The 22449-nt window shown below is 64.0% G+C and carries 20 protein-coding genes and 1 tRNA gene; 13 read left to right on the top strand and 8 right to left on the bottom strand.

Translation table 11 applies throughout. From position 1 onward, the window contains the following. Window positions 1–69: 69 nt before the first annotated feature. Both acnD and prpF read left to right on the top strand, forming a co-directional pair. A complete protein-coding gene (acnD, locus tag PPA02S_RS07960; RefSeq protein WP_028634513.1) occupies window positions 70–2658 on the top strand; it encodes a Fe/S-dependent 2-methylisocitrate dehydratase AcnD in 2589 nt (862 codons plus the stop codon). Between the two features lie 56 nt (window positions 2659–2714). Next, window positions 2715–3905, top strand: coding sequence for a 2-methylaconitate cis-trans isomerase PrpF (gene prpF, locus PPA02S_RS07955; protein ID WP_028634512.1), 1191 nt, complete (start codon window positions 2715–2717; stop codon window positions 3903–3905). Between the two features lie 100 nt (window positions 3906–4005). On the opposite strand, the gene acnB is transcribed toward prpF, so the two are convergent. Next, complete coding sequence (acnB, locus tag PPA02S_RS07950; protein ID WP_028634511.1) at window positions 4006–6615, bottom strand: bifunctional aconitate hydratase 2/2-methylisocitrate dehydratase; 2610 nt, start codon at window positions 6613–6615, stop codon at window positions 4006–4008. Window positions 6616–7021: 406 nt separating this feature from the next. On the opposite strand from acnB, the gene PPA02S_RS07945 reads away from it, so the two are divergent. Together PPA02S_RS07945 and PPA02S_RS07940 are read left to right on the top strand one after the other, a co-directional pair. Then, on the top strand, window positions 7022–7489 hold the full coding sequence (locus tag PPA02S_RS07945; protein WP_154660089.1) for a DUF1289 domain-containing protein: 468 nt from the start codon (window positions 7022–7024) through the stop codon (window positions 7487–7489). Window positions 7490–7561: 72 nt separating this feature from the next. Beyond that, a complete protein-coding gene (locus PPA02S_RS07940) occupies window positions 7562–8170 on the top strand; it encodes a hypothetical protein (RefSeq protein WP_028634509.1) in 609 nt (202 codons plus the stop codon). Window positions 8171–8172: 2 nt separating this feature from the next. On the opposite strand, the gene queD is transcribed toward PPA02S_RS07940, so the two are convergent. Then, window positions 8173–8529 (bottom strand): 6-carboxytetrahydropterin synthase QueD, encoded by a 357-nt coding sequence (gene queD, locus PPA02S_RS07935; protein WP_028634508.1) that lies wholly within the window; start codon window positions 8527–8529, stop codon window positions 8173–8175. A gap of 122 nt (window positions 8530–8651) precedes the next feature. On the opposite strand from queD, the gene PPA02S_RS07930 reads away from it, so the two are divergent. Both PPA02S_RS07930 and PPA02S_RS07925 read left to right on the top strand, forming a co-directional pair. Beyond that, window positions 8652–9086, top strand: coding sequence for a YeeE/YedE family protein (locus PPA02S_RS07930; protein ID WP_028634507.1), 435 nt, complete (start codon window positions 8652–8654; stop codon window positions 9084–9086). Window positions 9087–9088: 2 nt separating this feature from the next. After that, the gene (locus PPA02S_RS07925) at window positions 9089–9508 is read left to right on the top strand and encodes a DUF6691 family protein (protein WP_028634506.1); all 420 of its coding nucleotides are present in this window, start codon (window positions 9089–9091) and stop codon (window positions 9506–9508) included. A gap of 25 nt (window positions 9509–9533) precedes the next feature. Here the strand turns inward: PPA02S_RS07925 and PPA02S_RS07920 are convergent, their stop codons facing one another. Further along, complete coding sequence (locus PPA02S_RS07920) at window positions 9534–10613, bottom strand: patatin-like phospholipase domain-containing protein (protein WP_028634505.1); 1080 nt, start codon at window positions 10611–10613, stop codon at window positions 9534–9536. A gap of 178 nt (window positions 10614–10791) precedes the next feature. On the opposite strand from PPA02S_RS07920, the gene PPA02S_RS07915 reads away from it, so the two are divergent. The 5 genes from PPA02S_RS07915 (at window position 10792) to PPA02S_RS07895 (ending at window position 14737) form a co-directional block, all read left to right on the top strand. Beyond that, the gene (locus PPA02S_RS07915) at window positions 10792–11100 is read left to right on the top strand and encodes a PepSY domain-containing protein (protein ID WP_028634504.1); all 309 of its coding nucleotides are present in this window, start codon (window positions 10792–10794) and stop codon (window positions 11098–11100) included. After that, a complete protein-coding gene (locus PPA02S_RS07910; RefSeq protein ID WP_028634503.1) occupies window positions 11100–11414 on the top strand; it encodes a PepSY domain-containing protein in 315 nt (104 codons plus the stop codon). The genes PPA02S_RS07915 and PPA02S_RS07910 overlap by 1 nt, the downstream gene beginning before the upstream one ends. Continuing rightward, window positions 11415–12083 (top strand): response regulator transcription factor, encoded by a 669-nt coding sequence (locus tag PPA02S_RS07905; protein ID WP_028634502.1) that lies wholly within the window; start codon window positions 11415–11417, stop codon window positions 12081–12083. It abuts the gene before it with no gap. Further along, window positions 12080–13399, top strand: coding sequence for an ATP-binding protein (locus tag PPA02S_RS07900; protein ID WP_028634501.1), 1320 nt, complete (start codon window positions 12080–12082; stop codon window positions 13397–13399). The genes PPA02S_RS07905 and PPA02S_RS07900 overlap by 4 nt, the downstream gene beginning before the upstream one ends. A gap of 183 nt (window positions 13400–13582) precedes the next feature. After that, a complete protein-coding gene (locus tag PPA02S_RS07895) occupies window positions 13583–14737 on the top strand; it encodes an HPP family protein (protein WP_028634500.1) in 1155 nt (384 codons plus the stop codon). Here the strand turns inward: PPA02S_RS07895 and PPA02S_RS07890 are convergent. After that, window positions 14711–15577, bottom strand: a complete 867-nt coding sequence (locus tag PPA02S_RS07890; protein ID WP_028634499.1) for a LysR family transcriptional regulator — start codon at window positions 15575–15577, stop codon at window positions 14711–14713. The two genes, PPA02S_RS07895 and PPA02S_RS07890, sit on opposite strands and share 27 nt — an antisense overlap. Before the next feature lie 197 nt (window positions 15578–15774). Here PPA02S_RS07890 and PPA02S_RS07885 point away from each other — a divergent pair, with 197 nt between their 5' ends. After that, window positions 15775–17664, top strand: coding sequence for an AMP-binding protein (locus PPA02S_RS07885; protein ID WP_028634498.1), 1890 nt, complete (start codon window positions 15775–15777; stop codon window positions 17662–17664). Between the two features lie 12 nt (window positions 17665–17676). Here PPA02S_RS07885 and zapE read toward each other — a convergent pair whose 3' ends face one another. Continuing rightward, a complete protein-coding gene (zapE, locus tag PPA02S_RS07880) occupies window positions 17677–18756 on the bottom strand; it encodes a cell division protein ZapE (RefSeq protein ID WP_028634497.1) in 1080 nt (359 codons plus the stop codon). A gap of 128 nt (window positions 18757–18884) precedes the next feature. Next, a complete protein-coding gene (locus PPA02S_RS07875) occupies window positions 18885–19127 on the bottom strand; it encodes a hypothetical protein (RefSeq protein ID WP_028634496.1) in 243 nt (80 codons plus the stop codon). Window positions 19128–19385: 258 nt separating this feature from the next. Here PPA02S_RS07875 and PPA02S_RS07870 point away from each other — a divergent pair. Beyond that, window positions 19386–19460 (top strand) — tRNA-Gln (locus PPA02S_RS07870). 119 nt (window positions 19461–19579) lie between these two features. Here PPA02S_RS07870 and PPA02S_RS07865 read toward each other — a convergent pair. Together PPA02S_RS07865 and PPA02S_RS07860 are read right to left on the bottom strand one after the other, a co-directional pair. Then, the gene (locus tag PPA02S_RS07865; protein ID WP_028634495.1) at window positions 19580–21967 is read right to left on the bottom strand and encodes a PAS domain-containing hybrid sensor histidine kinase/response regulator; all 2388 of its coding nucleotides are present in this window, start codon (window positions 21965–21967) and stop codon (window positions 19580–19582) included. 13 nt (window positions 21968–21980) lie between these two features. Next, window positions 21981–22439, bottom strand: coding sequence for a response regulator (locus PPA02S_RS07860; protein ID WP_028634494.1), 459 nt, complete (start codon window positions 22437–22439; stop codon window positions 21981–21983). Window positions 22440–22449: the final 10 nt, after the last annotated feature.

Here is a 22449-nt window from a genome sequence, read left to right as displayed (position 1 = left end):
TCCCACAAGGAGCGTGGGTTGCTTGCACAATCAGTTTGAACGCTATCCGTGAGCGAGCCTGATAACGATATGAACACTGCCTACCGCAAAGCCCTGCCAGGTACCGACCTGGAGTATTTCGATGCCCGCGCAGCCGTCGAGGCGATCAAGCCCGGCGCCTACGACAGCCTGCCCTATACCTCCCGCGTCCTGGCCGAAAACCTGGTGCGCCGCTGTGACCCTGCCCACCTGGACGCCTCGCTGGAGCAGCTGATCGAGCGTCAGCGCGACCTGGATTTCCCGTGGTTCCCGGCACGCGTGGTGTGCCACGACATCCTCGGCCAGACGGCGCTGGTCGACCTGGCCGGCCTGCGCGACGCCATTGCCGACAAAGGCGGCGATCCGGCGCAGGTCAACCCGGTGGTGCCGGTGCAACTGATCGTCGACCACTCCCTGGCCGTGGAGTGCGGCGGCTACGACCCCCAGGCCTTCGACAAGAACCGCGCCATCGAGGACCGGCGCAACGAGGACCGCTTCCATTTCATCAACTGGACCAAGAAAGCGTTCAAGAACGTAGACGTCATCCAGCCCGGCAACGGCATCATGCACCAGATCAACCTGGAGAAGATGTCGCCGGTGGTACACAGTGACCACGGCGTCGCCTACCCAGACACCTGCGTCGGTACCGACAGCCACACCCCCCATGTCGACGCCTTGGGTGTGATCGCCATCGGTGTGGGTGGCCTCGAGGCGGAAAACGTGATGCTGGGCCGCGCCTCGTGGATGCGCCTGCCAGAGATCGTGGGTGTGCAGCTCACAGGCAAGCTGGCCTCGGGCATTACCGCCACTGACCTGGTACTGGCCCTGACCGAGTTCCTGCGTAAGCAGAAAGTAGTAGGTGCCTACCTTGAATTTCACGGGGAGGGCGCCAGCGCCCTGACATTGGGCGACCGCGCCACCATCTCCAACATGGCCCCCGAATACGGCGCCACGGCGGCGATGTTTGCCATCGACCAGCAGACCATCGACTACCTGCGCCTGACCGGGCGGGACGACCAGCAGGTTCGCCTGGTGGAAACCTACGCCAAGGTCACCGGCCTATGGGCAGACAGCCTGGCAGGCGCCGAGTATGAGCGTACGTTGAGCTTCGACCTGTCCAGCGTGGAGCGCAACATGGCCGGCCCGTCCAACCCCCATGCCAGGGTCGCTACCCGCGATCTCGCGGCCAAGGGTATCGCGGGCGCGTGGGAGCAGGTGCCGGGGCAGATGCCTGATGGCGCGGTAATTATCGCGGCCATTACCAGCTGCACCAACACCAGCAACCCGCGCAACGTGATCGCTGCCGGCCTGCTGGCGCGCAATGCCAACAGGCTGGGCCTGATTCGCAAGCCGTGGGTCAAGTCCTCGCTTGCACCGGGCTCCAAGGCTGTGCAGTTGTACCTGGAGGAGGCCGGGCTGGAGAAGGAGCTGGAGCAGCTCGGCTTTGGCATCGTGGCGTTTGCCTGCACCACCTGCAACGGCATGTCTGGCGCGCTGGACCCGGTGATCCAGCAAGAGATCATCGACCGCGATCTGTACGCCACTGCCGTGCTGTCGGGTAACCGCAACTTCGACGGGCGCATCCACCCCTATGCCAAACAGGCGTTTCTGGCGTCGCCGCCGCTGGTGGTGGCCTACGCCATTGCCGGCACTATCCGCTTCGACATCGAAAAGGATGTACTGGGCGTGGTTGACGGCCAGGAAATCCGCCTCAAGGACATCTGGCCAAGCGATGAGGAAATCGATGCCGTGGTCCGCGCTGCGGTCAAGCCAGAGCAGTTCCGCAAGGTCTACATCCCGATGTTCGCCATCGAGGAAGATCGCGGGCCGAAGGTGGCGCCGCTGTATGAATGGCGCCCGATGAGCACCTACATCCGCCGCCCGCCCTACTGGGAAGGCGCCCTGGCGGGTGAGCGGACCCTGCGGGGCATGCGCCCGCTGGCTGTGCTGCCGGACAACATCACCACCGATCACCTGTCGCCCTCCAACGCCATCATGCTGGACAGCGCAGCAGGCGAGTACCTGGCCAAAATGGGCCTGCCGGAAGAGGATTTCAACTCCTACGCCACCCACCGTGGTGACCACCTGACAGCCCAGCGTGCCACGTTCGCCAACCCCAAACTGTTCAACGAGATGGTGCGCAACGACGATGGCAGCGTCAGGCAGGGCTCGCTGGCGCGGCTGGAGCCGGAAGGCAAGGTGACCCGCATGTGGGAGGCCATCGAGGCCTATATGCAGCGCAAGCAGCCGCTGATCATCGTCGCCGGTGCCGATTACGGGCAGGGCTCTTCCCGAGACTGGGCCGCCAAGGGCGTGCGCCTGGCCGGCGTCGAGGCGATTGCCGCCGAAGGCTTCGAGCGCATCCACCGCACCAACCTCGTGGGCATGGGGGTACTGCCGCTGGAATTCAAACCAGGCACCGACCGCAACACCCTGGGCCTGGATGGCAGCGAAACCTACGACGTCGTGGGGGCACGTACACCGCGGGCCACGCTGACGCTGGTGATCACCCGCGCCAACGGCGAGCGCCTGGAGGTGCCTGTCACCTGCCGCCTGGACACTGCGGAGGAAGTGTCGATCTACGAGGCAGGCGGGGTGCTTCAGCGTTTTGCCCAGGACTTCCTCGAAGCCACTGCCTGAATGAAACGGGGCCGCCTGGCGGCCCTTGGACCCGAATCACCAGGATGCCTCAGACCATGGCACACGCTCCCCAGATCAAGATCCCGGCTACCTATATGCGTGGCGGCACCAGCAAAGGCGTGTTCTTCCGCCTGCAAGACCTGCCCGAACGGGCGCAGGCCCCGGGCCCCGCCCGTGACGCGTTGCTACTGCGGGTGATCGGCAGCCCAGACCCCTACGCCAAGCAGATCGACGGCATGGGCGGCGCTACGTCTAGCACCAGCAAGGCCGTTATTGTCTCGCCGAGCACCCGGCCCGCGCACGACGTGGACTACCTGTTCGGCCAGGTCAGTATCGATAGACCCTTCGTCGACTGGAGCGGCAACTGCGGCAACCTGTCGGCTGCGGTCGGCTCGTTCGCCATCGCAAGCGGCCTGGTCGACCCGAGCCGTATCCCGCGCAGCGGCGTTGCCACAGTGCGCATCTGGCAGGCCAACATCGGCAAGACCATCATCGCCCACGTACCGATCAGCGAGGGTGAGGTGCAGGAAACCGGCGACTTCGAACTGGACGGGGTCACTTTCCCTGCCGCCGAAGTGCAACTGGAGTTCCTGGACCCGGCGGCCGACGAGGAGGGCGCAGGCGGCGCCATGTTTCCCACCGGTAACCTGGTGGACGACCTCGATGTACCGGGTGTTGGCACGTTCAAGGCTACCTTGATCAACGCGGGCATCCCGACCATTTTCCTCGAGGCTGGCGAAATTGGTTACACCGGCACCGAGTTGCAGGACGCGATCAATGGCGACCCCCACGCCTTGCAACGCTTCGAGACCATCCGTGCCTGGGGCGCCGTGCGCATGGGGCTGATCGAGCACGTTGACCAGGCGGCCGGGCGCCAACACACACCCAAGGTGGCGTTCGTGGCCCCGCCAGCCTCTTACACGGCGTCCAGCGGCAAGGTGCTCGGTGCCGCGGACATCGACGTGCTGGTGCGGGCCTTGTCGATGGGCAAGCTGCACCACGCCATGATGGGCACCGCCGCCGTGGCCATCGGCACGGCGGCGGCCATCCCCGGTACGTTGGTCAACCTGGCTGCAGGCGGCGGGGAGCGCACCGCCGTACGCTTCGGGCACCCCTCAGGTACCCTGCGGGTGGGCGCTGAAGCACGCCAGGTGGATGGGCAGTGGACGGTGACCAAGGCCATCATGAGCCGCAGCGCGCGTATTCTGATGGAGGGCAGTGTGCGGGTGCCGGCAGACAGTTTCTAACTACACAGCCGCTGCCTACCGCACACAAAAAAGCCCCGGCATTTCTGCCGGGGCTTTCTTATACAGCAAGCGGCCTATGGCAGGCCGCTGGCTATTGGCCTTATGCCTGGACCACCGGGATCTTGGCGTTGGCGGCCGCTTCACGGAACTCGGCGATCTGGTCGAAGCTCAGGTAGCGGTAGACGTCGGCAGACATGCTGTCGATGTCCTTCGCGTACTGCATGTATTCTTCGACGGTCGGCAGCTTGCCGATGATCGAAGCCACAGCAGCCAGCTCGGCCGATGCCAGGTACACGTTGGTCGCGTCGCCCAGGCGGTTCGGGAAGTTACGGGTCGAGGTGGACACCACGGTCGAACCGGTCTGCACGCGTGCCTGGTTACCCATGCACAGCGAGCAGCCTGGCATTTCCATGCGCGCGCCAGCCTTGCCGTAGATGCCGTAGTAGCCTTCTTCGGTCAGCTGGTGGGCGTCCATCTTGGTCGGCGGGGCCAGCCACAGACGGGTAGGGATGCCACCCTTGACCTTCTCCAGCAGCTTGCCGGCGGCGCGGAAGTGGCCGATGTTGGTCATGCACGAACCGATGAACACTTCGTCGATCTTCTCGCCCTGAACCTGCGACAGCAGGCGGGCATCGTCCGGGTCGTTTGGCGCGCAGAGCACAGGCTCTTTGACGTCGGCCAGGTCGATTTCGATGATTTCGGCGTATTCGGCATCGGCGTCGGCCGACAGCAGCTCAGGGTTGGCCAGCCACGCTTCCATGGCCTGGGCACGACGCTCCAGGGTACGGGCATCGCCGTAGCCTTCGCCGATCATCCAGCGCAGCAGGGTGATGTTGGACTGCAGGTACTCGGCGATGGCCTTTTCCGGCAGCTTGATGGTGCAGCCCGCAGCGGAGCGCTCGGCCGAGGCGTCGGACAGCTCGAACGCCTGTTCGACGGTCAGTTCGTCCAGGCCTTCGATTTCCAGGATGCGGCCGGAGAAGGCGTTTTTCTTGCCTTTCTTCTCGACGGTCAGCAGGCCCTTCTGGATGGCGTAGTAAGGGATGGCATGCACCAGGTCACGCAGGGTGATGCCCGGTTGCAGTTTACCCTTGAAGCGCACCAGGATCGACTCTGGCATGTCCAGCGGCATCACGCCGGTGGCGGCAGCAAACGCCACCAGGCCAGAACCGGCCGGGAACGAAATGCCGATCGGGAAGCGGGTGTGCGAGTCACCACCGGTGCCGACGGTGTCCGGCATCAGCATACGGTTCAGCCAGCTGTGGATGATGCCGTCACCTGGGCGCAGCGACACGCCGCCACGGGTGCGGATGAAGTCGGGCAGGGTGTGGTGGGTGGTGACGTCGATCGGCTTCGGATACGCCGCGGTATGGCAGAACGACTGCATTACCAGGTCAGCGGAGAAGCCCAGGCACGCCAGGTCTTTCAGCTCGTCGCGGGTCATCGGGCCCGTGGTGTCCTGGGAACCGACGGTGGTCATCTTCGGCTCGCAGTAGGCGCCTGGGCGCACGCCCTGGCCTTCTGGCAGGCCACAGGCACGGCCGACCATTTTCTGCGCCAGGGTGAAGCCTTTGCCGGAGTCGGCAGGCTGCTCAGGCTTCTTGAACAGGTCCGAAGCCCCCAGGCCCAGTTCGGCACGGGCTTTCTCGGTCAGGCCACGGCCGACGATCAGCGGGATACGGCCGCCAGCGCGGACTTCATCCAGCAGCACTTCGGTTTTCAGTGCGAAACTGGTGACCAGTTCGTCGCTGTCGTGGCGGCGCACTTCACCTTTGTACGGGTACACGTCGATGACGTCGCCCATGCCCAGGTTGGTGCAGTCGAACTCGATCGGCAGGGCGCCGGCGTCTTCCATGGTGTTGTAGAAGATCGGGGCGATCTTGGTGCCGAAGCAGAAGCCACCGGCGCGCTTGTTCGGCACGTACGGGATGTCGTCGCCGAAGAACCACAGCACCGAGTTGGTGGCGGATTTACGCGACGAACCGGTACCAACCACGTCACCCACGTAGGCGACCGGGAAGCCTTTGGCGCGTACCGCTTCGATCTGCTTCAGCGGGCCGACCGAACCGGGTTGCTCTGGCTCGATGCCGTCACGGGCCATTTTCAGCATGGCCAGGGCGTGCAGCGGGATGTCAGGGCGCGACCAGGCATCAGGTGCCGGGGACAGGTCGTCGGTGTTGGTTTCGCCAGGCACCTTGAACACGGTCAGGGTGTACTTGTCGGCGATGGCAGGGCGCGAGGTGAACCACTCGCCAGCAGCCCAGGATTCCAGCACGGCCTTGGCGTGAACGTTGCCCGCCTTGGCTTTTTCGGCCACGTCGTGGAAGGCATCGAACATCAGCAGGGTGTGCTTGAGCTTTTCGGCCGCGACGGCGCCCAGTTCGGCGTCATCCAGCAGCGCGACCAGCGTTTCGATGTTGTAGCCGCCCTGCATGGTGCCCAGCAGCTCGGTGGCGAGCTTGCGGTCGATCAGCGGGGACTTGGCTTCGCCCTTGGCCACGGCGGAGAGGAAAGCGGCCTTGACGTAGGCAGCTTCGTCTACCCCTGGCGGTACGCGGTTGGTGATCAGGTCTACGAGGAAGGCTTCTTCGCCGGCCGGCGGGTTTTTCAGCAGCTCGACCAGGCCTGCAGTTTGTTCGGCGTTCAGCGGCTGGGGCACGATACCCAGAGCGGCGCGCTCTTCGATGTGTTTGCGGTAGGCTTCAAGCACAGTTATTTCCCTCATCAGTGGTCCCTAAAGGGGGTCCGGGACGCTCATCCAGCATTCCGTGCACCCGTGCGCAATGACGGCTTCTTGGGCCGCCCAGCCAGGGTCGCAAGGAATCCTTACAGAAGCTGCTTTCAAAGTTTTACGCCTGCAGAACGGGAAACTGATGAGGGCTGGCCAGGGGCTGCTGAGGGTGCAGGGCCCGGGCCAACGCCGTTCTGCCGGATCAACTGTGCTCGTGACGCTTTGAAAACAGCTTCCAACGGACATTGTTGCCTTCGAAAAGGCCGAATGATTCTACGGTAAAAAATGCCCGAAGGTAAGGCGGCGATCATGACTTTAACGGGTGACCCCGGTTAGACAAAGGGCTAACATGGCCCGGTATTCCTTCTTCAAGCCGTTGTTTTTCATGTCCAACAAGTCCATCAAGACCCCTTGCGTCGGCCTGTGTTCCACGGTGTATGGGGACACCGTCTGCCGTGGCTGCAAGCGCTTCCATCACGAGGTCATCAACTGGAATGGTTACGACGACGAGCAAAAGCGCGCCGTGTGGCTGCGGCTGGAGCAACTGCTGGTCCAGGTGATGATGGCCAAACTGGAGGTGTTCGACAAAGCATTGCTGCGCCAGCAACTGGAGCAGCGCGCCATCCGTTTTGTCGAGCAGCAGTCGGAGTACTGCTGGGCTTACCAGCTGATCGCCCGGGGGGCGCGCATGATCCGGGATGTTGAGGCCTACGGCATGGCCCTGCTGCCCGAGTTCAGAGACTGGGAGCTGCCACAGCTGCGTGACGCCATCGACCGTGAGTTCTTCCTGCTGTCCGAAGCGCATTACCAGCGCTACATCGCCCCGGCATTCCTTGCCGACGCCTTGAAGTAGGCTATTTCCACCTGCCGAAATGGCGGGGGGTTCCGGCATCGTCCTGGGCTTCTGAACCTGGGATTAACCGACATGAGCTATTACAAATTTCAGCCCTATCTGTGTTTCAACGCACGCTGCTGGTGGCACACGGCGCAAGTGGGTGAGGCGGCGCAGGTCGATCCTGATACCTCAAAAGCCTTCATTCCAGTCTGGAGCACGGTGGACAGCGGTGACCGCGATGACGGCTGGGTCCGCTGCGGGCGTCTGCCGGCTTACCCCGAGGGTGATGGCGTGCTATGCGAACGTTTCTGGTTCGGGGTGTACCGCATCGGTGAGCAGTATGTCTATGACATTCGGCCGGCCTATTCCGGGAGAACGCTAGACCTGTGGCCACGCCTGGACAGGGTGTTGGACAGCAACGTAGATGGCTACTTGGGCCTGTATGCCGTGCCCCAGGACCCTTACCGGTGGGAGCAGCCCACTGCACCACTGTGGCAGGTTGATGGGTTGGACCCTGAGCGGCTGACGCCTGGCGTACGCCGCTTCAATCTTACGTTGTGCAACCCGTCAGGCAAGAGCGTGAGGCGTACCGAGGATTTCACCCGAGCCTACCTCAACGACTGGAAAGGCGTCAGGGGCCTGGTGACCCTGGAGATAACGGAAGTGCCGGTGCCCCCGCATCCCCGCCCGCAGGCCTGACGTCAGTCGCCGGTATATTCGCAGCCACTGGTGCAGGTTTCGTGAATGCGCACCTTGGACAGCTCCGGGAGCAGGGGCTTGACCTGCTCCCAGATCCACTTGGCGATCACTTCACTGGTAGGGTTTTCCAGGCCAGGGATGTCGTTGAGGTAGTTGTGGTCCAGCCGGTCATAAATCGGCTTGAAGATCGCCTTGACCTCGGCGAAGTCGCGGATCCAGCCGGTGTGCGGGTCGAGCGGGCCGGTCAGGTGCAGCGCAACCTTGAATGAATGCCCGTGCAGGCGGCCGCATTTGTGGCCTTCGGGAACATGGGGCAGGCGGTGAGCCGATTCGAATGTGAACTCTTTGAAAATTTCCACGGGTGGACCTGTAAAGCTGGTGGTGAGGCGTATATTACCCTGTTTTGCAGCGCCAACCTGCCTGATTCTGCGACGGCCGGTAGCACGCGCGTTGCAGTTGGCCTTGTCGACGGGAGATCCGCATGAGCATTGATTGGACCCACTTCACGCCTTGGTCATCGCTGGGCGGGGGCGCGTTGATCGGCCTGGCTGTGGCGGTGTTCATGCTCGGTAACGGCCGTATCGCAGGTATCAGCGGGGTATTGGCCAGCGTCGTGAACCCTCGCAGCGAAGGCTGGAGCGAAAAGGCGCTGTTCCTGTTGGGGCTGCTGGCTGCGCCGCTGCTCTGGGGTGCATTCGCCGTACTGCCAGCAATCGACGTACAGGCCCACTGGCCAGCCCTGGTGACGGCGGGTCTGCTGGTGGGGATCGGGACCCGCTACGGCTCGGGGTGCACCAGCGGCCATGGCGTCTGCGGGGTGTCCCGGCTGTCCCCGCGCTCAATCGTGGCCACGCTGTGTTTCATGGTCGCGGGCATGGCGACGGTGTACCTCATTCGTCATGTGTGGGGCGTGTGAAAATGATCAAGCTAAGCGCATTCGTTGCCGGCCTGGTGTTCGGCCTGGGCCTGCTGCTGGCGGGGATGGCCAACCCCGCCAAGGTACTGGCATTTCTCGATGTGACCGGTGCGTGGGACCCCTCGCTCGCGCTGGTGATGGTGGGTGCCATCGCGGTGGCGGCCGCGCCGCTGAACTGGGCGCGTACACGCCGGCAGTCGCTGCTGGGGGCTGCAGTGCAACTGCCGACCAAGCGGGGGCTGGATACCCGTTTGATCGTGGGCAGCCTGTTGTTCGGCGCCGGTTGGGGTATTGCCGGTATCTGCCCCGGCCCTGCGGTGGCGGTGCTGTTGACGGGGCACTGGCAAATCGTGGTGTTCTTCATCGCCGTGCTGGCGGGGATGTACGCGTTTACCCGTTTGGAGGCCTGGCGCGGGCAGTGAGTGTGTTGCCTGGTTGGCAAGGCTGTTACAGGGCCTGCAGCCGCTCATGCACTCGCCCTGTGGCAACCAGTTCGAGCAGTTCATCGCCCAACCGCTCACTCTCTGCAATGGCCTTGTACCAATAGCGCTTGCGTGAAGGGGCGTCGCCCATGAAGCGCTTGAAGTCGTTGCGGTCAGGCAGCTTCCCGTAGGGCAGGGCTGCCAGGTACTGCGGGGACGGTGTGAGCAGTACCACGTTCTGCAGGCGCGTGGGGTCACCCTTGCGCCAGGGCAAGGCCTTGTCGAACCAGCCGGGGACCACCTTGTCGGTAAAATGCGGGTACAACACCAGGTCGTCACCTTGGTAAGGCAGGTCGAGGTGGTAGTCGAGCAGGCCGCCATCGCGGTAGGTGCCTGCGCCAGCACCGGGGATGTCCTTCACACCTTCCATCACCATGGGGATGGAGCCCGAAGCCAGCAGGGCGTGGCGCAGGTTCGCCAGGTCCAGCGGCAAGTAGCGGGAAGGGAAGTCTGTCAGTTCGTTCAGGGGGGGGAGCGTGCGCCGGTCGTGCAGGATGACGCGTTCGAAGTGGCGCCCCAGCCTGGCGCGGCCCAGCAGGTTGCTGGCGACCACCGAACCCAGGGCGATACCCAGGCGGCCCCGATGGTCGTGGGCGAGCTGGCCATGGCTTTTGACCACCAGAATGTTCAGGCGGTAGTGCGGGTTGGCAAGCACCTCACCGTCGCGGGCTTGTAGCAGGTCGTCGAGCATGTGCTGGCAACTGCGGCTGATGTCGGTGGGGGTTACGCCCTTGGCGAAGTCCTGCTCGGTATACAGCTCGCCCAGGCGGCGCAGGCCGGCGACCGGGTCTTGCAGGCAGGCGCTGGCGAAGCGCCAGGCACCGATCGATGCCCCGATGAGGGCGCGAGGGCGCGGGGCCGCTGGCAGCCACTCGCCGAACAGCGCCAGGTCCAGGCCCTGGATGCCCAGCGGTTTAGGCCCGCCGGCAGCCCCGGGCAATATGCCCACATCCGCCGCCTGCAGCCCGCGTTCACGCACCTGGCCCAGTGCGCGCCGCCCGGCTTTGAAGGTGAGGGCGGGGTATTTGATGTGGATGGCGCTCATGGCTGGGGTCCTGGGCAGAGAGTGTCGCATTATAGGGCGAGGCAGGGGCTGAAGGGGTTGATCGTGAAGCGTGCAGCGCCTGCGCTATCATGTCGCCAGCTTTTTCAGGTTCAATTAAGGACGGCTGGGTAATGTTGATTGCGTAGACAACTTGTACAGCTTCCAGGAGAAACCTACGATGAAAACCTTGACTGCCCTGTTCACCGCCGCCGCCCTTGCCCTGGGTGCCAACGCCGCCTTCGCCAAGGACGTACAGCCCGATGAAGTGGTCAAGCTGGTGAACGCCAAAACCATCAAGTCGCTGGACGAACTCAAGGCCGCCGCCATCGCCAAACACCCGGGTTCCACTGTTACCGACTCGGAGCTTGAGAACGAATACGGCCGCTACATCTACAAGGTGGAGCTGCGCGATGCCCAGAACGTCGAGTGGGACGTGGCCCTCGATGCCAAGACCGGTGAAGTCGTGAAGGACGAGCGGGACAGCTGATGAGTCAGCCACCACGGGCGGTAGGCTACCTGGCCCTGGCGTTACTGGCAGTGTGCTCTTTGGCCGCTGCCCGTGACCTGGACCAGGACGAGGCCCTGGCGTTGCGCCAGAAGGGTGTCATCCTGCCCCTCGAGCACCTGCTGCAGACCGCCCTGGGGCGTCACCCCGGGGCGCGTCTGCTCGAGGCCGAACTCGAAGAAGAACACGACCGCTATGAATACGAAGTCGAGCTGTTGACGGCGGAGGGCGTGGTGCGCGAAATCAAGCTCGACGCCAGTACCGGCGCCCTGCTCAAAGACGAGGAAGATGACTGAATGCGCCTGTTGCTTGTCGAGGACAACGTGCCGCTGGCCGATGAACTGACAGCCACCCTGCAACGCCAGGGCTACGCGGTCGATTGGCTGGCCGATGGCCGCGATGCGGCCTACCAGGGCCAGTGCGAGCCCTACGACCTGATTATCCTCGACCTCGGCCTGCCGGGGCTGCCGGGCCTCGACGTGCTGGCCCAGTGGCGGGCAGCCGGCCTGGCTACGCCTGTGCTCATCCTCACGGCGCGAGGCTCGTGGGCCGAACGGATCGAGGGGTTGAAGGCTGGTGCCGACGACTACCTCAGCAAACCCTTCCACCCCGAAGAACTGCAATTGCGTATCCAGGCGCTGCTGCGCCGCGCCCGTGGCCTGGCCAACCAGCCAACGCTGGAGGCGGCGGGCCTGCACCTCGACGAGCGCCGACAGTGCGTGAGCCGTGAGGGTGTGGACATCCAGTTGACGGCTGCCGAATTCCGCCTGCTGCGCTACTTCATGCTGCACCCGCAGCAGATCCTCTCCAAGACCCACCTGGCCGAGCACCTGTACGACGGTGAAACCGAGCGCGACTCCAACGTCCTGGAAGTGCATGTCAACCACCTGCGCCGCAAGCTGGGGCGCAGCGTGATCGAAACCCGCCGCGGTCAGGGTTACCTTTACGCCGGTAGCGCTGCATGAAGTCGATCCAGGCACGCCTGAGCCTTGGCCTGGTGGCTGTGCTGGTGGTGGTGGGGGTGGTGCTGGCACAGCTTACCCTGTGGTTGTTCGAAGCTGGCCTGCAGCGCTACCTGGAAAACGGCCTGCGCAACGAAAGTGAAACCCTGCTGGTGGCGCTGGTGCGAGGGCCCTCCGGGCTGCAACTGGACGAGCGGCGTATCTCTGCCGCGTACCAACGGCCGTTTTCTGGCCACTATTTTCGCATTGATTTCGACCAGGGTACCTGGCGGTCGCGCTCGTTGTGGGACATGAACATGCCCAAGCCTTCCGCCCCTGGCCTGTCCGACCGGCACGAGCTGGGCCCCGAGGGCCAGGAATTGCTGACCCTGCGCGCCGACTACCGGCGCCTGGGCCAGGATATCTCGATCAGTGTCGCGCAAGATTACTCGCCGGTGCGCGAGGGGTTCCGCCGCCTGCAGCAGATCGGCCTGGGCATGGGGCTGGTGGCGCTGGCCTTGGTGCTGGTGCTGCAGCGCATCACCGTTACCCGGTCGCTGCGGCCGCTGGAGCGTGCCCGGCAGCAGATTGCGCAGTTGCAGCAAGGGCAGCGCTCGCAACTGGACGACGAGGTGCCCAGCGAACTGGCACCGTTGGTGGGGCAGATCAACCACCTGCTCAATCACACCGAAGACAGCCTGCGCCGCTCGCGCAATGCCCTAGGCAACCTGGGCCACGCGTTGAAAACCCCGTTGGCGGTGTTGCTGAGCCTGGCGTCCAGCGACCGGCTGCACGGGGTGCCTGGGTTCAGCGGGCAGATGCGTGAGCAACTGGAGCAGATCCAGCAGCGCCTGGCGCGTGAACTCAACCGTGCGCGCCTGGCCGGCGATGCCTTGCCCGGCGCCCAGTTCGATTGTGACGCCGAGCTGCCGGGGCTGCTTGGCACACTCGGCATGATTCACGGTGAGGGCCTGCGGCTGGAAAGTGACGTGCCCGCCGGGCTGTTGCTGCCCTGGGACCGGGAAGACAGCCTTGAGCTGCTGGGCAACCTGCTGGATAACGCCTGCAAGTGGGCGGACAGTGAAGTGCGCCTGGGGATCGCTTCCACGGCCGTCGGGTACCAACTGTGGGTGGACGACGATGGCCCTGGTATCCCGGAAAGCCGCCGACAGCAGGTGCTTGAGCGCGGTTCGCGGCTGGACGAACAGGTCGACGGCCATGGCCTGGGGTTGGGTATCGTGCGCGACATCTGTGACGCCTGGGGTGGAACCCTGTCGCTCGCGCAGAGCCCCCTGGGTGGCTTGCGAGTCACACTCAATCTGCCCCGCAAGGGGGCTTGAAACGGGGCTGCCATCCTCGATGTCTGGCTTCGTGGTGCAAGAAAATTGCACCTCAAGCGCATTTTTTTGAATTGGTTCGGTGGCGTTGGCCCGTGCAGAATCCCGCCCTTGAGCGAACCCGTTGCTCGATGACAGGGCGCTGTGTGGTTGCCCATTCCCTGCACAAGATAGATCCAATACCTGATGCCCGCCTCACGATCCCCGAATCGCCTGCACCGATGGCTGCCAGCGCCCCTGAATACGCCGCCGAAAGAATGGCTGCGTGCAGGTGTTGGCGCACTCCTGGGTTTATTCCTCGCCGGCTGGGTGACCAGCTTGGTATTCGGCCCTGCCATTGCCTTGCATCTGCTAGGCCCTCTGGCCGCCTCGGCGGTGCTGGTGTTCGCCGTGCATTCCGGCCCATTGGCCCAGCCTTGGCCCGTGGTGGGCAGCTATGCATTGGCTGGCATCATCGGGCTGGCCATGCGGCAATGTTTCGGGCCTGAGCTTTGGGTGGCGGCCAGCGCCCTGGGCGTTTCGGTACTGGTGATGTGCCTGATGCGCTGCCTGCATCCGCCCGGTGGCGGTGTTGCGGTAAGCGTGGTGCTTGCCGACCCAGGGCTCACCGCCATGGGCGAGCACCTGCTGGAGCCGGTGCTGTTGAACGCAGGGGTGCTGGTAGCCGTGGCCATCCTCTACAACCGTTGCACGGGCGCGGCTTACCCAAAGGGCCCGGCCTCGCGCAAGGACCTGCACCACACCCAGGACCCGCCCCCCCGCGAACGGGTGGGCGTACGGGGCGAAGACCTGGACCAGGCCCTGGAGGCCCTCGGTGAGTTCGTCGACGTCAGCCGTGCTGAACTGGAGCAGATCATCCTGGCGACCGAGCAGCAGGCGCTGCGGCGCAGCCTGGGCGGCTTGACCGCAGCCTCGGTAATGTCCCGTGACGTGCAGTTCGCCACCCCTGACATGCCGCTGGCGCAAGCCTGTACGCGCCTGGCCGGCCATCACGTAAAATCGCTGCCGGTGCTGGCCAACGGTGAACTGGTGGGCATCGTCACCGTCAGCGACCTGCTCGGCCCCGCCATGCGACCACAGCGGCAAGGCTGGCGTCGGCTGTTGGGCGGTGAAGTGCTGCGCCTGGAGCAGGTGATGAGCCGTCAGGTGGTGAGTGTCGACAGCACGGCCCCGCTGGATACCCTGCTGCCCTTGCTGTGTGAACGAGGCTTGCATTGCCTGCCGGTACTGGAGGCCGGGCGCCTGGTCGGCGTCATCACCCAGACCGATGTAATCGCGGGCCTGCAGCGCCAGGTGCTCAGCCAGCCAAAGGCGTCAGATAGCCGGGTCCCAACGCTGTGACCAGTCGCTTTGGTCTGCGGCCACCAGGCGCCTCAACGTGGCGCACGCCTGTTGCAGTGCTGCGCTGTCGCGCTCGCGTGAATACACCAGGTAGGTCGGGTAGGTGAACTCGGGTGCTTGCGGCACCCGCTCGAACACGCCACTGTCCAGGTAAGCCTGCACCACCCGCGTGCGGAAATAGCCACTGCCGCCCTGGTCGAGGATGAACTGCAACGCCAGCGGGCCAAGGTTGAAGCTCAGTGCTGCCTGCGCACACTCTGGGAGCGCCGCGTCGTGCTGCCTGCGAAAGGCATCGCCCCAGTCGATGTACACGTAGGGTTCAGGCCGATCCACCCGGCGAATGCGGATGAGCTTTTCTTCCATCAACTGCTCCACCTGCAACCCCGGGCCGTAGCTGGGCTGGTACACCAGGGCGGCATCCAGCAGGCCCATTTCCACCTTGCGCAGCAGCGCGTCGCCGTCGCTGACCTCACTGCGTATGGCGTAGCCGTGCAGCTCGCGGTGCAGGGCACTGACCCAGCCCAGCATCATCGGGTTACCAAGGCTTACTTCCCCACCCACGTGCAGCATCTGCTGGCAGCCGCGGGGCAGCGGCAGCTCGCGGCGCGCGGCCTCCCAGGTCTGCACTAGCTGGTTGGCGTAGCTGACGAACGCCTCGCCATCAGGGGTCAGGCTGGCGCCGCTGCGGCCACGGACGAACAGCTGGCAACCCAGTTGTTGCTCCAGGCGCTGCACCCGCGCAGTGACGGCCGTTTGCGAGACGAACAGGCGTTCGGCTGCGGCCACCAGGCTGCCGCTGCGGACGATTTCCAGAAAGGTACGGGCCTGATCGATGTCCATGGGGCAGCCTCGGCAAGGGAGGGCCCATTCTAGTGGAAAGGCACTGAGCGGGGTAAAGGCAGGCCGTGTTAGGTGCTTGCACCTGATCCCTGCAAATTTGCAGGTCGGTTAGGCCTTTAGCCGCCTGGCGCGCCGGGTCAGCCCGGCCATACTCAGCATTCGCCCTTCAATAACAACAACGATCGGGTTCACTGCACATGAGCTACCAGCAAAGCTACGCACACTCCATCGCCGACCCGGCTGCCTTCTGGGCTGAACAGGCCCGGTCGATCGCCTGGTATCGCGCCCCTGCCATCACCCTGCAGGACAATGCCGACGGCACGCATCGCTGGTTCCCCGATGGCCGTCTGAACAGCTGTTACCTCGCCCTGGACCACCAGATCGAACAGGGCAGGGGGCAACAACTGGCGTTCGTCTACGACTCTCCTGTCACCGGGGCGCAGCAAGCCTATACCTACCTTGAGCTGCGCGATGAGGTAGCCCGCCTGGCTGGGCTGCTGAGCCAGCTGGGGGTGAAGAAGGGTGACGGGGTGATCATCTACATGCCGATGGTGCCGCAGGCCGCTATGGCCATGCTCGCCTGCGCCCGCATTGGCGCGGTGCATTCGGTGGTGTTTGGCGGCTTCGCAGCCAACGAGCTGGCGCTGCGAATCGACGATGCGCGCCCAACCCTGCTGCTCACAGCCTCTTGCGGGCTCGAGTTCGACCGGGTGATCGAATACAAGCCTCTGGTCGACCGCGCGTTGCAACTGGCCCAGCACCAGCCGCGCCATGTGCTGGTGTTGCAGCGGCCACAGGTGCAGGCACCGCTGCAACCAAGGCGAGACCTGGACTGGGCCGGGGCGCTTGTGGGCGCAGTGCCCATCGCCCCGGTGGTGCTCGACGCTGGCGATCCGCTGTACATCATGTATACCTCGGGCACCACCGGCAAACCCAAAGGCATCGTGCGGGAAAACGGCGGCAACGCGGTGGCCCTGCGCTATGCCATGCACACCATCTACGGCATGCAGCCCGGTGATGTGTGGTGGGGCATATCGGACGTCGGCTGGGTGGTAGGCCACTCGCTGATCGTCTACGGGCCGTTGATGTGCGGTTGCACCACGGTGTTTTACGAGGGCAAGCCAATCCGCACCCCGGACGCTGCCGCCTACTGGCGCGTCGTGCAGCAGTACAAGGTCAACGGCCTGTTCTGCGCACCCACCGCCATGCGCGCTATCCGCAAGGAAGACCCGGAGGGCGAGCTGCTTGGCCAGTACGACCTGAGCTCGCTGCGCCAGTTATTCCTGGCCGGGGAAAAGCTCGATTCCAGCACCCACCAATGGCTGGAGCGCGTCACCGGTAAACCGGTGCACGACCACTGGTGGCAAACCGAAACCGGCTGGCCCGTCACCGCGCCGTGCGTAGGCCTTGAAGGCAGTGTGGCCAGGCCGGGCTCCAGCAACCGCGCAGTGCCGGGTTACCACGTGCGCGTACTGGATGACGAGGGCCATCTGCTGGGCACCCACCAGCAGGGCGCCATCGTGATCGCACTGCCCTTGCCCCCAGGGTGCAGCCAGACGCTGTGGAGGGACCACGACCGTTACCTGCAGGCCTACCTGCACACTTACCCTGGTTACTATCACACCGGCGACGGCGGGTTCCTGGACGACGACGGCTTTGTCTACATCATGGGGCGAACGGACGACGTCATCAACGTGTCCGGGCACCGGCTGTCCACCGGGGAAATGGAAGACCTGGTGGCACGCCACGCGGCGGTTGCCGAATGCGCGATGATCGGCGTGCATGACGACATCAAGGGGCAGGTGCCGCTCGCCTTGGTCGTGTTGAAAGATGGTGAGGGCACTACCGAGGCGCAGTTGCTGGCAGACCTGGTGGCCAGGGTGCGTGAAGAAATCGGTGCGCTGGCCTGTTTCAACCGGGTGCGCCTGGTGCGGCGGTTACCCAAGACGCGTTCGGGCAAGATTCTGCGGGCGTTGCTGCGCAAGATCGCCGACGGGCACGCCTACGTACCACCCTCTACCCTGGATGATCCCGCCGTGCTTCAGGAAATCGAAACGGTGCTGGCCGACCTGCCTAAAGCGGTGTGAAAACAGTGCCGGTCAGGTCGGGCCAGGGCCGACCTGATGCAATTGCCCCAACCGGCTTCGGGTACGCATCAGGTCGGCGATGGCCCCGTCCAGGCTGTCTGCCAGCGGGCGTTTGCCAATGACAGTCAGCTGGCGGTCCTGGTCGTACAGGACATCCACTAGATTGACAAAGCGCTGCTGCGCCGCCAGCGAACAGTCCGCCAGGTCGTCCAGCCCGTCGATGACCCACTCACTGAACTGGCGGGCCAGGGCCAGGTAGTCGATCACGGCGGTAGGCTGCTCGCACAGGTCGTCGAATGTGAACATCACCCGTGTGCCATCCACGGCCCTGGCCCGTAGTGAACGGTTGTTGATGTGCAGCACCCCGGGTGCCGCCTCGGGCAGCTTCAGGGCCAGGCGCTGCCCGGCATCGCCTGGCCATACATAGAGGCCGCGGGTGAAACACTGGTGTTCGCGGTTGGCCGGCAGGCTGCGAAAGTCGATAGCACCGCCCACTTCCATGACCTTCATGCGGGTGTTGATCAGGCGGATGACGGGTAGGAAGCGCTCATGGTAGAGCGGGTTGGGCAGCAGCCCCTCCGGCGCATAATTGGAGGTGACCAGCAGGTAGATGCCCCGAGCGAACAAGGCATCGAACAGGCGCGTAAGCAGCATGGCATCACCAATGTCATGCACATGGAACTCGTCGAAGCACAGCGCCTCGCACTTGCCGATCAATTCGTCCAAGGTAGCGGCCATGGCGTTGTCCAAGGCGCGGTGGCGGTGCATGCCCTGGTGCAGTCGGGCGAAAAAGTCATGAAAGTGCAGGCGTAGCTTTGCCTGCACAGGCACAGCCTGGAAGAAGCCGTCCAGCAGCCAGCTTTTACCGCGCCCGACCGCGCCATGCAGGTAAAGGCTAGGTGGCTGCCCCTGCTCTAACTGGCTCAACTGCTGCCCCATGCACGCAATCACTTGGCGCTGACCCTCGCTCAACGCGTAGCCACGGCTCTGGGCTTTTTCCTCGAACCACGTGAGCAGTGCACCACGGTCAGCGCCGGCAGGGCGCAGGCGTTGGCCAAGCTGGCGTAGGGGGGCAGGGATCCACGCAGGCACGAACTGAGCTCCTTGGGCAATAAACGGGCGCCCGGAAGCTTGCCCGAGTGCCGCGGATTTGACCAATAGAGAAAGTGACCGTCAACCATCACTTACCGCGATAGGTCACCACCGGCAACACCCCGATCTCAGGCTTTACGTTCCAGCTGGCGCTCGATCATGTACTTCACCGCAAGCCGGCGTTCCTTGAGGTGACGCAGGTCCTCATCGACGAAGTTGCCGGCCGAAATCGACTCCGCTGCAAGCACCTGGTTATCAATGTCGACGTACTCGTCCAGCAAGCGGTCCAGCGTCTGGTCCTGCAGGCGACGCTGCTGGACGATTTCACGGGGGTAGTGCAGGTCCTGATACAGGTCGTGAGAAACAGGCATAGGGTCCTCCTTGGTCACTGCGTTGGGTTATCTGATTTGAAGGAGCGAATGCGATTGTGTTGAGGTACGGCGGCAGGAAAGCGACGAGCGGTAAATTTTTTTGCTGCTAATAACTAAGCCGCTGTTTTTTTGGCATTTTTTTTTCGATTAGGGGCTTCACAGGCAGCAACATTGTTGTTAAAGTGCCGCGCATTCCAAGACAACAACACGTTGTCACCTTATTGGGATTATCCGGGCAGCGGTTGCTGCATCAGATACAGGGGCGTCGCCAAGCGGTAAGGCAGCAGGTTTTGATCCTGCCATGCGTTGGTTCGAATCCAGCCGCCCCTGCCATTTCCTCAGATCAAAACATCTTTCCAGTGCTTATCACGTAAGCGCTGGTTTCGTCGTTTTTGTCGTTTGGCATTCAGTGTGTGGGCGAGTCGGGGCTGGGTGGCCCCGACTGCACAGGTTTACCCCGGTACGCCCAGCATTTCGTCCAGCGCCCTGGCCAGGTCGTCCGCCTGAACGGGCTTCTGGATCACAACGCTGCCCGGCAGGTCCAGGCCTTGCAACTCTGCGTAGCCTGTTAGAAAGACCACAGGTAGCTGAGGGAAGCGTTCGCGCGCGGCAATGGCAAGCTGCGCACCGTTGAACTCCGGCATGGCGAAGTCGGTGAGCAGCAGGTCGATGTCGTCAGCTAGAAGCGCCAGTGCCTGCTCGCCACTGTGCGCCTGGCGCACCTCATAACCGTACTGGCGCAACACGTCGCCAAGCATGTCGCGCACCAGGTGGTCGTCGTCTACCAACAACACGGTGCGGTTGCTGCCGCTGTCGCTGATGGACTGGCTAACCACCGGGGTGGCAGGCTCGCTGATAATGTGGTCCTTGACTGCCGGCAGATAAACGGCCACCTGAGTGCCGCGCCCCGGGGCGGTTTCGATGCGCACACCGCCGCCAGACTGCTTGGCGAAACCGAACACCTGGGCCAGGCCCAGGCCTGAGCCCTTGCCGATGTCCTTGGTGGTGAAGAATGGCTCGAACACCTTGGCCACCACCTCTTCGCTCATGCCGCAGCCTGTGTCGCGGATGCTCAGCATTACGTACTCACCAGGGTCCGGATCTTCCGGGCGCTGAGGTGGGGTGTCGATGCGCGTGTTGCGGGTCACCAAGGTCAACTGGCCGCCATCGGGCATGGCATCGCGGGCGTTGATGGCCAGGTTGAGGATGATCATCTCGGTCTGGGTGGGGTCGGTCAGGGCCTGCCATAGCGCCCGGTCCAGGTCCAGGCGCACCGAAACGTTGCCCCCCAGCGTGCGACGCAGCAGTTCTTCCAGGCCATCGAGGGTGCGGTTGAGGTTGAGGGGTACTGGCTCCAGGCGCTGACGGCGGGAGAATGCCAGCAACTGCGACGTCAGCTTGGCCCCGCGCTCACCTGCTTCGCGCACGTGGGTCAGGCGGGAGCGGGCCTTGTCGAGGTCACCTTTGTTCAGGTCTCGCTCCAGGAAGCTCGCGCCAGTGAGGATCACCGTGAGCAAATTGTTGAAGTCGTGGGCAACCCCCGCGGTCAACTGGCCAACGGCTTCAAGGCGCTGCATTTGCTGCAGTGCGGCCTCGATTCGTTCGCGTTCGTTGATCTGTTCGCGCAGGCGGGCGTTGGCATCGGCCAGGCCTACTGCAGCTTCACGCTCGCTGGTGATATCCCGCGCCACCACGTACAGCAGGGTATCTTCCGGCACCACCACCCACGACAGCCAGCGTTGTTGCCCGCCGGCATGCAGAATGCGCCCGACGAAACGGGCACTGGTGCGGCCATGGGCGAGGGCAGCCAACTCGGTGAGCAGCAGTTCCTGGTCGGGTTCGGGCAGCAGGTGCAGCAGCGATGACTGGCTCAGGCGTTCGCGAGACAGCCCCAGGCTGGCTTCCCAGGCAGGGTTGAGCGCCACTGGGGTGAGGTCTTTGTTGAGTACGGCCAGCAGGTCCTGGGACAGCTCCCACGCCCGGTCGCGCTCGCGGGTGCGGCGTTCAACCCGTTCGCCAAGCATCTCGTTGAGCTGGCGTAGCGCCTGGGTCGCCACGCGTTGTGCATGGATGTCCTGAAGAACACCGGAAAAGCGCACGCATTTGCCGTCAGCGAACTGGCTCTGGCCGCTGCTGAGCAGCCAGCGTGGCTCCTGGCCGTTCGGCTGAACGATCCTGAATTCCATGCGGTAGTGGCCGCCGCTCTCAGGCTGCATGGCTTGGTCTACGGCATCCTTTACCATCGGCACATCTTCGTGATAGATGCCGGCGTAGAAGACTTCAAGGCTCATCTGCGTGTCGGTGGCCAAACCGAACAGCTTCTTGGCGCGCTCATCCCAGACGAGCAGCCCCTCCTGGGGGCGAAGATCCCATGTGCCCATGCCGGCAGCGTTGATGGCGATGCGGGCCCGCGCTTCAACCTCGGCCAGTGCTTCTTCAGCCCGACGACGGCGCTGACGTTCCTGCACTTCGGTGAGGGCGCGGCGTACTGCCTTGGGCAGCAACGGCAGGTTCTTTTTCAGTACGTAATCGGTAGCACCCAGGCGGATCATCTCCACCGCATGCTCTTCACCGTAGATACCGGACAGGAAAATGAACGGCACGTCCGGCGCCAGGCGCTGGGCGATGGACAGCACGTCGGTGCCGGACGAGCCGGGCAGTACGCAATCGCACAGGATCAGGTCGTAGCGCCCGTCGCGCAGGGCATTTTCGACACCCGTGTGGTCGAACACCAGGTGCGACTGAACGTGCAGCCCGCTGCGCTCCAAGCGCATTAGGGTCAGCTCGGCATCCATCGAGCTGTCTTCGACCATCAGTAGGTTCAGCGGGGTAGACTGCATCGTTGCGTGAGCCTCAGTTGCCGCGGCGGGTCAAGCGCAGGGAGCCAGGTGGCGGCTCGTTCAGCACGGCCCAGAAGACCCCAAGGTCGGAAATGGCGGCGACGAACTCCTTGAATTCGACTGGTTTGACCACGTAGGCGTTCACGCCCAGTTCATAGGCACGCTGCAGGTCAGGCTCTTCACGCGAAGACGTCAGCATCACGGTCGGGATGCTGCGCAGTTCGGGCGTGGCGCGCACTTCCTTGAGCACCTCAAGGCCATCGACTTTCGGCAGTTTCAGGTCCAGCAGCAACACGGCAGGGTTGCCGTCGTCGCGGTCGGCGTAGGCGCCACGGCGCAGCAGGTAATCGAGGGCATCGGCGCCGTCGCGCAACACGATAACTTCGTTGGCCAACTGGCTACGCTCCAGGGCCAGGAGCGTCAGCTCCAGGTCCCGAGGGTTGTCTTCGACCAGCAGGATGGGTTTGAGCATGATGGTAACG

Origin of the sequence: Pseudomonas parafulva NBRC 16636 = DSM 17004, from assembly GCF_000730645.1 — a bacterium.
Lineage (GTDB): Bacteria > Pseudomonadota > Gammaproteobacteria > Pseudomonadales > Pseudomonadaceae > Aquipseudomonas > Aquipseudomonas parafulva.
This window is presented reverse-complemented; position numbering and strand designations above follow the sequence as displayed.